This is a genomic window from Nocardia sp. NBC_01329 (genome assembly GCF_035956715.1).
Taxonomy (GTDB): domain Bacteria; phylum Actinomycetota; class Actinomycetes; order Mycobacteriales; family Mycobacteriaceae; genus Nocardia.
The window spans coordinates 523,804-536,087 of sequence record NZ_CP108381.1 but is presented as its reverse complement, the minus strand read 5'-3'; the positions used below and the strand labels follow the sequence as shown (position 1 = coordinate 536,087).

9 protein-coding genes are annotated in these 12,284 nt (G+C 68.8%); 2 read left to right on the top strand and 7 right to left on the bottom strand.

Translation table 11 applies throughout. From position 1 onward, the window contains the following. Positions 1 to 80: 80 nt before the first annotated feature. Positions 81 to 872 (bottom strand): amino acid ABC transporter ATP-binding protein, encoded by a 792-nt coding sequence (locus OG405_RS02420; RefSeq protein ID WP_327150001.1) that lies wholly within the window; start codon positions 870 to 872, stop codon positions 81 to 83. After that, positions 869 to 2,344 carry an ABC transporter substrate-binding protein/permease gene (locus tag OG405_RS02415; RefSeq protein WP_327150000.1) on the bottom strand — a complete coding sequence of 492 codons (1,476 nt, stop codon included), beginning with the start codon at positions 2,342 to 2,344 and terminating at the stop codon, positions 869 to 871. Before OG405_RS02415 ends, OG405_RS02420 begins: the two co-directional genes overlap by 4 nt. A gap of 194 nt (positions 2,345 to 2,538) precedes the next feature. On the opposite strand from OG405_RS02415, the gene OG405_RS02410 reads away from it, so the two are divergent. Together OG405_RS02410 and OG405_RS02405 are read left to right on the top strand one after the other, a co-directional pair. Next, positions 2,539 to 4,344, top strand: a complete 1,806-nt coding sequence (locus OG405_RS02410; protein ID WP_327149999.1) for an NTP transferase domain-containing protein — start codon at positions 2,539 to 2,541, stop codon at positions 4,342 to 4,344. 180 nt (positions 4,345 to 4,524) lie between these two features. Continuing rightward, positions 4,525 to 5,253 carry a hypothetical protein gene (locus OG405_RS02405; protein ID WP_327149998.1) on the top strand — a complete coding sequence of 243 codons (729 nt, stop codon included), beginning with the start codon at positions 4,525 to 4,527 and terminating at the stop codon, positions 5,251 to 5,253. 171 nt (positions 5,254 to 5,424) lie between these two features. Here the strand turns inward: OG405_RS02405 and OG405_RS02400 are convergent, their stop codons facing one another. The 5 genes from OG405_RS02400 to OG405_RS02380 all read right to left on the bottom strand — a co-directional run bounded on the left by OG405_RS02400 (position 5,425) and on the right by OG405_RS02380 (position 12,268). Continuing rightward, entirely contained in the window at positions 5,425 to 6,312 is an 888-nt protein-coding gene (locus OG405_RS02400) for a sirohydrochlorin chelatase (protein ID WP_327149997.1), read from the bottom strand. Continuing rightward, a complete protein-coding gene (locus OG405_RS02395; protein WP_327149996.1) occupies positions 6,309 to 7,520 on the bottom strand; it encodes a uroporphyrinogen-III synthase in 1,212 nt (403 codons plus the stop codon). Before OG405_RS02395 ends, OG405_RS02400 begins: the two co-directional genes overlap by 4 nt. Beyond that, positions 7,517 to 7,918: a nitrite reductase small subunit NirD gene (nirD, locus tag OG405_RS02390; protein ID WP_327149995.1), complete on the bottom strand. Its 402-nt coding sequence runs from the start codon at positions 7,916 to 7,918 to the stop codon at positions 7,517 to 7,519. Before nirD ends, OG405_RS02395 begins: the two co-directional genes overlap by 4 nt. 321 nt (positions 7,919 to 8,239) lie before the next feature. Continuing rightward, positions 8,240 to 10,768, bottom strand: coding sequence for a nitrite reductase large subunit NirB (nirB, locus tag OG405_RS02385; RefSeq protein ID WP_327149994.1), 2,529 nt, complete (start codon positions 10,766 to 10,768; stop codon positions 8,240 to 8,242). Positions 10,769 to 10,792: 24 nt separating this feature from the next. Next, a complete protein-coding gene (locus tag OG405_RS02380; RefSeq protein WP_327152621.1) occupies positions 10,793 to 12,268 on the bottom strand; it encodes a nitrate/nitrite transporter in 1,476 nt (491 codons plus the stop codon). Positions 12,269 to 12,284: the final 16 nt, after the last annotated feature.

The following is a 12,284-nucleotide window of genomic DNA, read 5'->3' as shown; positions in this document are numbered from 1 at the left end:
GGGCGGACTCGCCCCGGCCGGTCGTCCGATTCCCCGCCGCCGAACCCGGACTCGCCCCGACGCGACCACTGTCCGCCGTATCACCCGGGGTCGAGAATCCGTTTCAGGAATCGCCGCGTCCGGTCCTGCCGCGGGTCGCCGATCACCTGATCCGCCGAGCCCCGCTCGACGATGACGCCCTCGTCGAGGAACAGAACCTGATCGGCCACTTGCCGGGCGAAACGGATCTCGTGGGTGACGATCACCATCGTCCAGTCCTGGGCCGCCAGATCCTTGATCACCGCGAGCACCTCGCCCACCAATTCCGGATCCAGTGCCGAGGTCGGCTCGTCGAACAGCACTACTCGCGGTTTCAGCGCCAGGGCACGCGCGATGCCGACCCGCTGCTGCTGTCCGCCCGAGAGTTGGAACGGATAGGTGTCGGCACGGTCGCCGAGTCCGACCTGGTCGAGCAGCGCCTTCGCCTCGGCCACGGCCTCCTCCCGGGGCCGCCGCTGCGCGACGACCGGACCCTCGATGACGTTCTCCAGCACTGTGCGGTGCGGGAAAAGATTGTGGGACTGGAAAACCATCCCGCTCTGTGCCCGCAGGCGGTTCGCCTCCCGGCGGCCGGCTCGGCCCGCCGGGAGCCGGGCGAAGTCGATCTCGACCTCGTCGATGCCGATCACGCCGCGCTCCGGGGTGTCCAGCGCGTTGAGTGACCGCAGCACGGTGGTCTTACCGGATCCGGAGGGGCCCAGCAGTACGGTCGAGGTCCCCCGCGGGGACTCGAATTCGATTCCGCGCAGGACCTGCCGGTCTCCGAAGGATTTCGCCAGCCCGTGTACCCGGATGCGCGCGGACTCGGTCTTGTGTTCGGTGGTGTCGGTCATTTGGCCACATACCTGTCGAATCGGGTCTCCAGTCGTTTCTGCGCGGCGGACAGGGCGACGCAGATCACCCAGTAGTACAGCGCGGCGAACGTGTAGAGCGCGAGGAAATCGTTGCTCTCGGCCGCCGCGAGCTGTGCCTCCCGGAACAATTCGGTCAGCAGCACCACTGAGCCCAGCGACGTGTCCTTGAGCAGCGAGAGCAGTGTGTTGGACAGCGGTGGCACCGCGGTTCTCGTCGCCTGCGGCAGGATGACGCGGCGCAGTGTCTGCGCATACCCCAGGCCGATCGTCGCCGCCGCCTCGAACTGCCCCTTCGGTACGGACAGGATCGCCGACCGGACCACTTCGGCCGCATAACCGGCCACATTGAGGCTGAAGGCGATCACGGCCGCGATGAACGGGTCGAACTTCAAACCGATCTGGGGCAGGCCGTAGAAGACGATGAACAGTTGAACCAGCAGCGGCGTGCCGCGAATGATCGAGATGAACGCGCGGGCCGGGCCGGCGAGGAACCGGTAAGGGGAGATCCGCGCGAGCGCCACCAGCAGCGCGAGCGCGAGCCCGATCGCGAAGCTCAGCGCGGTCAGCGGGATCGTCACCTCGACGAGACCGACGAACATCGGCCACGCCGCCCCGCGCAGCACTTCCCAGGTGTCGCGGTGACCGCGCCCTTCGGAGAGGTCGGCGGCACCGCCGTCGGGTACGGAGACGTCAGCCATGAAGTACTTCTCCGAGATATCGGCGAGCGTCCCGTCGGCCGATAAGGCGGCGATCGCCCGATTCGCCTGATCGAGTAGGGGTCCGTCGTCCTTGCGGAAGGCGAGTACCTGCTCACTGGCCGCCCCGGCGTCGCCGACGATTTCGATATCCGTGGATCCGGTACTGGCCAGGTAGTCGAGGACGGCGATGTTGTCGTTGACGATCGCGTCGACCCGGCCCTGGGTGAGCAGTGCCGCCGCCTGTGCGAACCCCTCGACCGCCTCGACCTCGGCACCGGCCTCCCGCGCGACCCGTGCCCAGTTGCTGGTGCTCGACTGCGCGGTGGTCCGGCCGGCGAGGTCGTCGACGCTCTGGATGCGCTCGTCGCCCGTGCGCCGGACGATCACCCCGTGTGAGTAGGTGTAGGTGCTGGACAGGCCGTACTTGCCCCGGCGCTCGTCGTTGACCGAGACCTGATTGGCGATGACGTCGATCCGGTCGGAATCCAGGGCGGGGAAGATCGCGTCCCATTGCGTCTCGACGAATTCGAGTTCCCAGCCGGCTCGGTCGGCGATCGCCTCGATCACCTCGATGTCGTAGCCGGTCAGCTGCTGGGTTCGCGGATCGTGGAACGAGAACGGCGGATAGGTGCCCTCGGTGCCGACCCGGACGACGGGTCGGTCGGGATCCTGAGCCGTCGCTACGCCCACCTGGGTGGTCCCGGTGAGTATCAGCAGCAGGAACAGCAGCGCGCCCCTGAACACGTGTCGCATAGGCGACCCCCTCGTATCGGCCGGGAATCGGTATCCGGCACTTCGGTGGAGGGTAATGCGATCGGGAGTCCGCGGCCGGGCGGACTGTTCGCGCGGCCGCGCGCTGGGGATTTCCGGCCGGAACGGAAACATTCGGGCGGTAACGCCACGCCTCCGGCCGGCTCATCGTCCCAGACGGCGAATAGCATGACCGTATGCCGAATTCTCCGCTGGCCCCGGATGTGATCGTGCTCGCCGGGGGGCGGGCCAGCCGGATGGGTGGCGTCGACAAACCGGGCCTCGTCGTCGGCGGACGATCCATGCTGGAGACGGCGCTGGCCGCAGCGGCGTCCCTCGGCCGGACGGTGGTGGTCGGTCCGCCCCGGCCGGCCCTCGGCACACATATCCGGCAGACCCGGGAGCCGGAACCGGGGTCGGGCCCGGTCGCCGCGCTCGCCGCCGGACTCGCCGCGCTCGGGGAGGGCCCGACCGCCCATATCGTCGTGCTCGCCGCCGACCTGCCCTTCCTCACCGATTCCGCGATCAGCGAATTGCTGCGGCACAGTGATGATTTCGACGCGGTGTTCGCCGCCGACCTCTCGGGGCGCCCCCAGTACCTCATCGGAGTGTGGCGGACCGAACCGCTGGTGGCCCGGCTTCGCGAACTGGACACCGTGATCAATCAGCCGATGAAAGCCCTGGTCCCGCTTCGTACGAATATCGTCGCGCTCGCCGGGGTCGACGACTGCGATACTCCCGGCGAGATCGATGCCGCACGCGCCGCGTTCGATACGCCGGCGAACGGAGACCCCCGCGGAACCGGTACAGCGGCAACCAGGCAGAGCGCATCGTCGGACGCCGAACCGCTCTCCCTGGATCAGGCACAGGAGATACTGCGCGACGAACTCACCCGGCTTCCCGAACGGCGGGCGGAACTGCACCGGGCCCGGGGCGCCGCCCTGGCCGCACCGCTGATCGCCGCCGAAGCACTACCTCGATTCGATGTCTCGGCGATGGACGGTTACGCGGTCGCGGGCGAAGGCCCATGGGAATTGCGCGCCGATATCGGCTTCGCCGGTGGGCAACGCCCCGATGGCCTGCACCCGGGCGAAGCGGTACGTATCGCCACCGGAGCTCAGGTCCCCGAGGGCACGACCCGGGTACTGCGCGACGAATTCGCTCGGACCGGCGCCGCGAACCGCTTGTACCGGCTGCCCGATGCCCCGGCGCGCTCCGATATCCGCCGGCGCGGCGAGGACCGCGACCTCGGCGACGAGATCGCCCCGGCGGGAACCACGGTGACCATCGCGCTCGTCTCCGCCTCGACGGCGGTAGAGGTCACCACCGCCACCGTCCGCGGCCCGGTCCGCGCCCGGATCGTCATGACCGGCGATGAGATCCGCAGCGCCGGCCCCTTACAGGCCGGGCAGACCCGCGATTCGATCGGTCCGATCCTGCCCGATCTGCTCGCTGCTCACGGCATCCCGGTGCTCGATCAGGTCCATCTACGCGATACCGCCCACGGTTTCGACCAGGTGCTGGCCACCGCGACCGACTGCGATCTGCTGGTCGTCGTCGGTGCCACCGGCGGCGGCGCGGCCGACCAGCTCCGTGGCGCCCTCGACCGCTGCGGGGGCCGCATCCTCGTGCCCCGGCTCGCCCTGCGTCCCGGCGGATCCACCGTTGTCGCCGAACTACCTACAGCGTCGACAGTTCTCGGACTCCCCGGCAACCCCTACGCGGCGATCGCGACCCTGCTGGCCCTGGTGCCCGCCATCGTCGGGGGCCGTACCGGTGCCCCGGCCCGGCGCAGCCCCACCGGGCCACTGCGCAATGCGGCCGAGATCTCCGGCCCGGTGACGCGGATCGTGCCCGCCCGGTACAGCGCCGGGGGCGGTTGGATCGGCGATCCCGCGATCCGCACCGCCCACCTCGGTGGGCTCGTCGATCGTGACGGGCTGGTCGTCGTCGCGCCGGGGGCCCGGGACGGCGACAGCGTGGAGTTCATCCCGCTGCCCTGAGGCGGACGGGTTTCGATCAGTCCGCCCGACCTGGCCGAACGGCGTTGTCACAGCCGAAGACACGCCAGCCGTCTCTTCCAGTTGTTGGGAAGTCCATATCGGCGCCACGACAGCCGATCATCTAAGCTGACTGCCCGATCCGACCGCGCCGCGGTCGCTCGAGCAGGTGCGAGGTACGCGATGTTCAGCGTTTTCCGGCGGGAGCGGAATCGGCGTCCGATATCCATCACGGCGGCCGCGTGCGCGGCAGCCGCAGTGCTCGGCGCGGCACTGGTCCCCGGGTCCGTCGCCGCGGCCACCCCTGCGGTGACCGTACATCCGGGGATGGAGATCCGGAATGTCCAGATCGTCGACGACACACCGTTGATTGCCCGCTGCACCATCGGGCTCACCGGGTCGATCGGCAAGGCTCAGTACGCGGTGACCGCGGGCCACTGCTACCGCGAGGGCGTCATCACCGACACGATCGGCAACCCGATCGGGTGGTTCGAATTCCATCGCCCCGAGAAAGACCGGGAACTCGGGTTCGGGTTGATCCGCCTCTACGAGGGAATAGGCGTCTCCGCCTCCATGGGACAATTCGGGCTGTCCTCAGTGGATATGAAACCGCGAGTGGGCCAGGAGGTCTGCAAGATCGGCTCCACCACGGGCTGGCGCTGCGGGTCGATTCTGGAGGCCAACGAGGATTGGCTCTACGCAACCAACACGCTCGGTGCCGAACCCGGTGATTCCGGAGCCGTGGTCTACCGGCAGACCTCCGACGGCCATGCCGCGTTCGTCGGCATTCTCGTCGCATACGAGGACGACGAATCTCACAACGCGGTGGTGGAGCCCGCCACCCGGCTGTTCGATCAGATCGACCGGTACGGCCCTACCCGCGACAACAAATTCGTGTGGTACCGGGTCTGATCTCGGCCGAGACAGAGCGCCGAGACAGAGCGCCGAGGCTCAGCCGCCGAGCGCCCCCGCGAAGACCGGCCAGGATCGGTGTAGATCGTCCTGCGTCTACGCCCCGATGTGGGTTGGTTCCCGGATGGAAATGGACGGTCGCCGGTATCCCGGCGGCTACGTTGCGGCCGGTCAACGCACTCCCACGCGGTCCACGTCGCGGACGGCGGCCCGATACCGATCCGCGATCAACCGGACCACGGCCGGGTGTACTCCGATCGGCTCGGCGACCCCGGTCGCGCCCGCCTGGTGCAGGCGTTCATGGAAGAGCCCGTGCGCGAGCAGATAGGAGGCGATGAACACTCGCTCCTGCCCGGTCACGCGCACCTGTGCCACCACCTCCGGAACTCGCGGTGTCCCGGTGGCGACATAGGCGGTACGCACCGGAGTCGCGAGTCGGGCGGTGAGCATGGCGGCGGCGCGGCGCACATCGGCTCGGGCACGCGGGTCCGAGGAACCCGCCGCGGCGAAGACCACGGCATCCCCGGGACGCCAACCGGCCGAACGCAACCGCACGGCCATGACGCGCGCCAGCGCGGGGTCCGGACCCATCGCCGCCGTGACGGTCACCGCCGGATGGCCGCTCTCCGCGATCTCTCGGGGAACATCCTGGTAGACGTGGTAGCCGGAGGCCAGGAACGCCGGAACCACCACCGCCGGAACGGGTTCGCCGGCCACAGTGGACCGGGCTGCCAGATCGCGCAGCACCTCGGCGGGCGAGGGACCGAGTACATCGACGAACGCGGTACGCAGGGCCGGGGACGCGGTCACCTCCGGTTCGAAACCCGCGGTCGGATCGGGCAAGCAACCGCAGATCGCGTGCCCGGGCCCGCCGAGCCGGGCCCGGTGGTCACGGCCCGGCGAACCCGGTGTGACGGTCTGCCCGCACCGGCCGGCCGGCGCATCCGCCCGGCCCGATTCGTGTCCTACTGCTTCGGCCAGCGCGGCGATCATCTGCACACCGCTGGCGCTGCGGGTACCGTGCGCGACCAGCACCAGCGCGGGCGCCGGGGCCCTCATCCCGGCACCACAGTGCGGACGTAGCGCGCGTTGCGCGCGGGGGCCGGCGCGGTATCAGCGTTGTTGTCGATGCATTCGGCGGGGTCCATGGCGAGCCGGTAACCGCGCTTGACCACGGTCTGGATCGCTTTCGGAGTGCCCAGCCCCGCCCGCAACCGGGCGATCGCGGTCTCCACGGCATGCGTATCGTCGCCGCCGCCGGGCAGCGCCGCCAGCAGATCCGCACGGGAGACGACCCGGCCGGGATGGCGGGCCAGCGCGCGCATCAGGGCCATGGGCGCCGGCGCGAGCTGTTTCACCGTACCGTCGACCACCACGCACGCACCGCGCACGCTGATGGTGTGCCCGGAGGCGTTGATCCGCCCGGCTCGACGCGGAAGCTCCTCGGCGACGTGGCGGGCCAGCGCGCCCAGCCGAGCCCGGCCCGGCATCGTGGTGGGCACGCCGAGTTCTTCGAGCGGGGCCGCGGTGATCGGCCCGACGCAAGCCGCCGGCACCCGACTGCGCAGCGCGTGCAATACGCCCTCGAGCACTCCGGTTTCCTTGGCGCGCATCAGCATCGACGCGACAGCCGGGGCGCTGGTGAAGGTCACACAGTCGATCGCCGAGGTCACGATGGCCTCGATCAACTGGTCCATCGGGCCGCGGTCCGCGGGCGGCTCCCACCGGTAGACAGGCACCGGCACCACATCGGCGCCCGCGCAGCGCAGCACCTCACAGAAATCGGGAATCGGCTCCCATTTGGTGGTGGCACCGTGCAACTGGACCGCGATCCGCACCCCCTCGACACCTTCGGCGAGCAGATGGTCCAGCACTTCGGCCGAGGACTCGGACGCCGGGGACCATTCCTCACGCAATTCGGCAGCCCGGATCGCTCCCTTGGCCTTGGGGCCGCGCGCAAGCATCCGGGTTCCGCCCAGAGTCGACCGTAATTGCTCGGCCAGGCCCCAACCCTCGGCGGCCTCCATCCAGCCGCGGAATCCGATACCGGTGGTGGCCACGGCGATCTGAGGCGGATGGGCGACGAGCTCACCGGTCACCCGCTCCAGTTCGGTGTCGTCGGCGAGCGGAATGATCCGGATGGCCGGCGCGGAGACAACCGAGGCGCCCCGCCGGGTGAGCAGCGTGGCGAATTCCTCGGCCCGGCGGGCCGCGGTGATACCGATCGTGAAACCGGCCAGCGAAGCGTTCGCGTCCGGAACCGTCATGCTGGGCAGCCGTTCGGGGCCACGGTCACGGGCCGGTCCGAGATCGACACCTGTCCGTCGTCCACGCGCACGGAATATACCGGCAGGCTCTCCGTATCGTTGTCCAGGCACCGCCCGTCGAGCAGCGAGAAGGCCTGCTTCAGCAACGGCGACGCGACCACCGGCTCCCCGCCGCGGTCGCCGACGATGCCGCGCGACATCACCGCCGCCCGGCCGAAGGGGTCGATATTGCCGACCGCGTACAGCGTCCCCTCGGGCAGCAAGAACAGGGCCGCCTGGGCGCCGCCGGGCAGTAGTACCGCCACACCGCGGCCGGGGATCAGGTATTCGAGCGGACATGCCCGGGTCCACCCTGTGGTAACGGCCGGAACGATCGCGGGACTATCGATAATGGTCATTGGGCCTCCTCAGAAGCTGGTACATACGGTCCGCGGAGGCCGCAGCGAAGGCGGAGGTATCGCATCATGAAGCCTCCTCAGAAGCTGGTACATACGGTCCGCGGAGGCCGCAGCGAAGGCGGAGGTATCGCATCACCCATTGGTACCGGCGGCCTGTTTCCTGACGGTTAAGCCGTCATTTCCCACTGGTAGCGGGCACGGTGGGCAGGCTCTCTCCATCCGGGCCACCCACCGCGCCCTCCATGGTCACGCTCCGCTACCTCCTCCGGGCACGGCGGGCAGGCTCCCACCATCCGGGCCCACCCACCGCACACTCCATGGTCACGCTCCGCTACCTCCTCCGGGCACGGCGGGCAGGCCCAGCAGCACCGGGACCTTTCGCTCACCGCTCTCGTCGAAGGTGATGGTCGGATCGGTCTCGGCCGGAGCGTTGACGAACGATACGAACCGGGAGAGCTTCTCCTCGTCGTCGAGGACAGCGGCCCATTCGTCGCGGTAACCGGCCACATGGGCGGTCATCGCCTGCTCCAGATCGGCGGCGATTCCGAGGCTGTCCGCGCAGACCACCTCACGGACGTAATCGATACCGAGATCCTCCTGCCAGGGCGCGGTGCGCTGCAGCCGATCCGCGGTACGGATGTAGAACATCAGGTAGCGGTCGATATAGGAGATCAGGGTCTCGTCGTCGAGATCCCCGGCCAGCAGCACCGCGTGTCTGGGAGTGAGACCGCCGTTGCCGCCGACGTAGAGGTTCCACCCGTTCTCGGTGGCGATGACACCCACATCCTTGCCGCGGGCCTCGGCGCATTCGCGAGCGCAACCGGAGACCGCCAGCTTCAATTTGTGCGGCGACCGCAATCCACGGTAGCGCTTCTCCAACAGTACGGCCATGCCCACCGAATCCTGCTGGCCGTAGCGGCACCAGGTGGATCCGACACAGCTCTTGACGGTGCGTAGCGATTTGCCGTACGCGTGGCCCGATTCCATGCCGGCGTCCACGAGCCGCTTCCAGATGAGCGGCAACTGTTCCACACGCGCCCCGAACAGGTCGATCCGCTGCCCGCCGGTGATCTTGGTGTAGAGGCCGAACTCCTTGGCGACCTCGCCGATCACGATCAGTTGCTCCGGCGTGACCTCCCCGCCCGGCATCCGCGGCACCACCGAGTAGGTGCCGTTCTTCTGCATATTGGCAAGGAAATGGTCGTTGGTGTCCTGGAGCGCGGCCTGTTCGCCCTCGAGAATGTGATCGCTGGAGGTGGAAGCCAGGATGGAGGCCACGGTCGGCTTGCAGATATCGCACCCGGTGCCCTTACCGTGCCGGGCGATCAGTTCGGAGAAGGTGCGGATACCGGTGGCCTGCACGGTCTGGAAGAGCTCCGCGCGCGACTGTGTGAAGTGCTCGCACAGGGCCTTGGACATCTCGACACCGGACTGTTCGAGCACCTTCTTGATCATCGGCACACAACCGCCGCAGGAAGTGCCGGCCTTGGTGCAGGCCTTGATGGCCGGGATATCGCAGGCGCCCTCGGCGATGGCACCGCAGATGGCGCCCTTGCTCACATCGTTGCAGGAGCAGATCTGTGCTTCGTCGGGCAGCGCGTCGGCACCCAGTTCCGCTCCGGCCGGGGAGATCAGCGCGGCCGGTTCGGCCGGCAGCGGCCGGCCCACCAGCGGGCGCAATGCGGCGTACTGGGTGGCGTCGCCGACCAGGATGCCGCCCAGCAGGGTCTGCGCGTCGTCGGAGATCACCAGTTTGGCGTAGGTGCCCCGCGCCGCGTCGTGCAGCACCACCGACAGCGCGCCCTCGGTGGTGCCGTGCGCGTCGCCGAAGCTCGCCACATCCACGCCGAGCAGTTTCAGCTTGGTGGACATATCGGCGCCGGGGAACTCACCGGCACCCCCCAACAGCCGGTCGGCCACGATCTCGGCGGTGGTGTACCCGGGCGCCACCAGGCCGTAGCAGACACCCTCGATCGCCGCGCATTCGCCGATGGCGTAGATGTTCGGATCCGAGGTGGCCAGGCCCAGGTCGGTGATCACACCACCGCGCGGGCCGACTTCGAGGCCGGCGTCGCGGGCTAGCCGGTCCCGCGGACGGACGCCCGCGGAGAACACCACGAGCGCGGCATCGATAACGCTCTCGTCGGACAAGCTGATCCGCAGCCGCTCGGCGGGGTCGGCCGCGTCGTCGCGTTCGATCCCGGCGGTGCCCACCCCGGTGTGCACTCGCAGCCCCAGGTCGGTGACCAGCTTCTCCAGGATCGCCCCGCCGCCCTCGTCCACCTGGGCCGGCATCAGGCGGTCGTTGTACTCCACCACGTGCGGGGTCAGCCCGAGCAGGCGCAGCGCGTTGGCGGCCTCCAGTCCGAGCAGGCCGCCGCCCACGACCACACCGTGCGCGCCCGGCCCGGCGGCGTCGGCGGCGGCCCTGATCCCGTCGAGGTCCTGGAGGGTCCGATAGACGAAGCACTCCGCGTGTTCGTGCCCCGGCACGGGGGGCACGAACGGGTAGGAACCGGTCGCCAGGACCAGCGCGTCGTAGTCGAGGACCTCACCGGAGGTGGTGGTGACCTTCTGGACGTCCTTGTCGATGATCTCGGCCCGCTGCCCGAGGCGCAGATCGACCAGATCGTCGCCGATGTACTCGTTACCCGGCAACGCCAGCGAGGCGGTTTCCCAGCTACCGACGTAGGCGGACAGGCCCACGCGGTCGTAGGCGGCGAGCTTTTCCTCACCGAGTACGACGACCTGCCACTGCCCCGCTTCGTCCCGCGCGCGGATCGCCTCGACGAACCGGTGCCCGACCATGCCGTGTCCGGCGACGACGACTGTTCTGCGCTGTGCGTTCATGGTGTCCTCCGTGGAGATCCGGTGTCAGAGGTTCGCCGACGACCGGGCGGACCGGGATTCGGTGGGCTGGGTGGGGGTACGGGAGCCGGATTCGGCCCGGCGGACCAGAGCCTCGGCAGCAGCGATGATCTCGCGGTCGCGAGCAGTAGCGCCGGGCCGGCGCAGGAACACCGCCCAGGTGACCAGGGCGCAGGCGATGTAGAAGGCCGTGAACACCCAGAAGGCGGTGGTGGCCGATCGGGTCGAGGAGTAGGACGACCGCAGTACCAGGTTGATACCGACTCCGCCGAGTGCGCCGATGGCACCGACGAACCCGATCAGCGCGCCGGAGGTGTTCTGTGCCCAGGCGGCGCGTTCGGCGGTGCTCACGTCCAGGCCACGGGATTTGGCGTCGAAGACCGACGGAATGATCTTGGTGACCGAGCCGTTGCCCAGGCCCGACAGAATGAACAGCGCCACGAAACCGGCCACCAGTACGCCCAGTACCGGACCCGAGAATCCCTTGTTCGAGCCGTCGGCGACGGTCGAGGCCACCGCCACCGCCACCGCCGCGACCGTCATGGCCGCGAAGGTGAACAGGGTCACCCTGCTGCCACCGATCCGGTCGGCGAGTTTGCCGCCGTAAGGGCGGGCGATCGACCCGAGCAGTGGTCCGATGAAGGCGATCTGCGCGGCGTGCAGCGTGGCCTGGGCGGCAGTGTCGCCACCGGCGACGAAACTGATCTGCAGGATCTGACCGAACGCGAAGCTGTATCCGATGAAAGAACCGAAGGTACCGATGTAGAGAAACGAAACAGCCCAGGACTGCGGCACTTTCAACGCGGTGAGCATGAAGGACAGATCGGCCTTCTGGTTGGGCAGGTTGTCCATGAACAATGCCGCGCCGAGCCCGGCGAGTACCACCAGCACCAGATAGGTCGCGCAGATCAGCGAGGCGTACGCGTTGCCGAGGGTCGCGATGACCAGTAGGCCGAGCAACTGGATGACGGGAACGCCGATATTTCCGCCGCCCGCGTTCATCCCCAGCGCCCAGCCCTTGAGGCGCTGCGGGTAGAAGGCGTTGATATTGGTCATCGAGGAGGCGAAGTTGCCGCCGCCCAGACCGGCGAACGCCGCCACGATCAGGAAAGTCGTATAGGACGTACCGGGTTGGTTCACGAAGTACAGGGTGAGAGCGGCCGGCACCAGCAGCACGGCCGCGCTGAACACCGTCCAGTTGCGGCCGCCGAACCGGGCCGTAGCGACCGTGTACGGGATCCGCAGGATGGCGCCGACCAGGGTGGGAACGGCGACGAGGAAGAATTTGCCCGCCGCGTCGATCCCATAGGTTTCGGTCGGCATGAACAGCACCATGACCGACCAGATGGACCAGATCGAGAATCCGATGTGCTCGGCGGCGACCGACCAGATGAGATTGCGGGTGGCGATCTTCTTACCGCCGGCCGCCCAGGCCGCGGTGTCCTCGGCATCCCAGCGCTCCAGCTTCGGGCGCCGGAACATCGCCGACAGGGCGTCT

Coding starts and splice junctions, on each gene's coding strand:
- OG405_RS02420 (WP_327150001.1), bottom strand. CDS start 872: ATGACCGACACCACCGAACACAAGACCGAGTCCGCGCGCATCCGGGTA.
- OG405_RS02415 (WP_327150000.1), bottom strand. CDS start 2,344: ATGCGACACGTGTTCAGGGGCGCGCTGCTGTTCCTGCTGCTGATACTC.
- OG405_RS02410 (WP_327149999.1), top strand. CDS start 2,539: ATGCCGAATTCTCCGCTGGCCCCGGATGTGATCGTGCTCGCCGGGGGG.
- OG405_RS02405 (WP_327149998.1), top strand. CDS start 4,525: ATGTTCAGCGTTTTCCGGCGGGAGCGGAATCGGCGTCCGATATCCATC.
- OG405_RS02400 (WP_327149997.1), bottom strand. CDS start 6,312: ATGAGGGCCCCGGCGCCCGCGCTGGTGCTGGTCGCGCACGGTACCCGC.
- OG405_RS02395 (WP_327149996.1), bottom strand. CDS start 7,520: ATGACGGTTCCGGACGCGAACGCTTCGCTGGCCGGTTTCACGATCGGT.
- nirD (WP_327149995.1), bottom strand. CDS start 7,918: ATGACCATTATCGATAGTCCCGCGATCGTTCCGGCCGTTACCACAGGG.
- nirB (WP_327149994.1), bottom strand. CDS start 10,768: ATGAACGCACAGCGCAGAACAGTCGTCGTCGCCGGACACGGCATGGTC.
- OG405_RS02380 (WP_327152621.1), bottom strand. CDS start 12,268: ATGTTCCGGCGCCCGAAGCTGGAGCGCTGGGATGCCGAGGACACCGCG.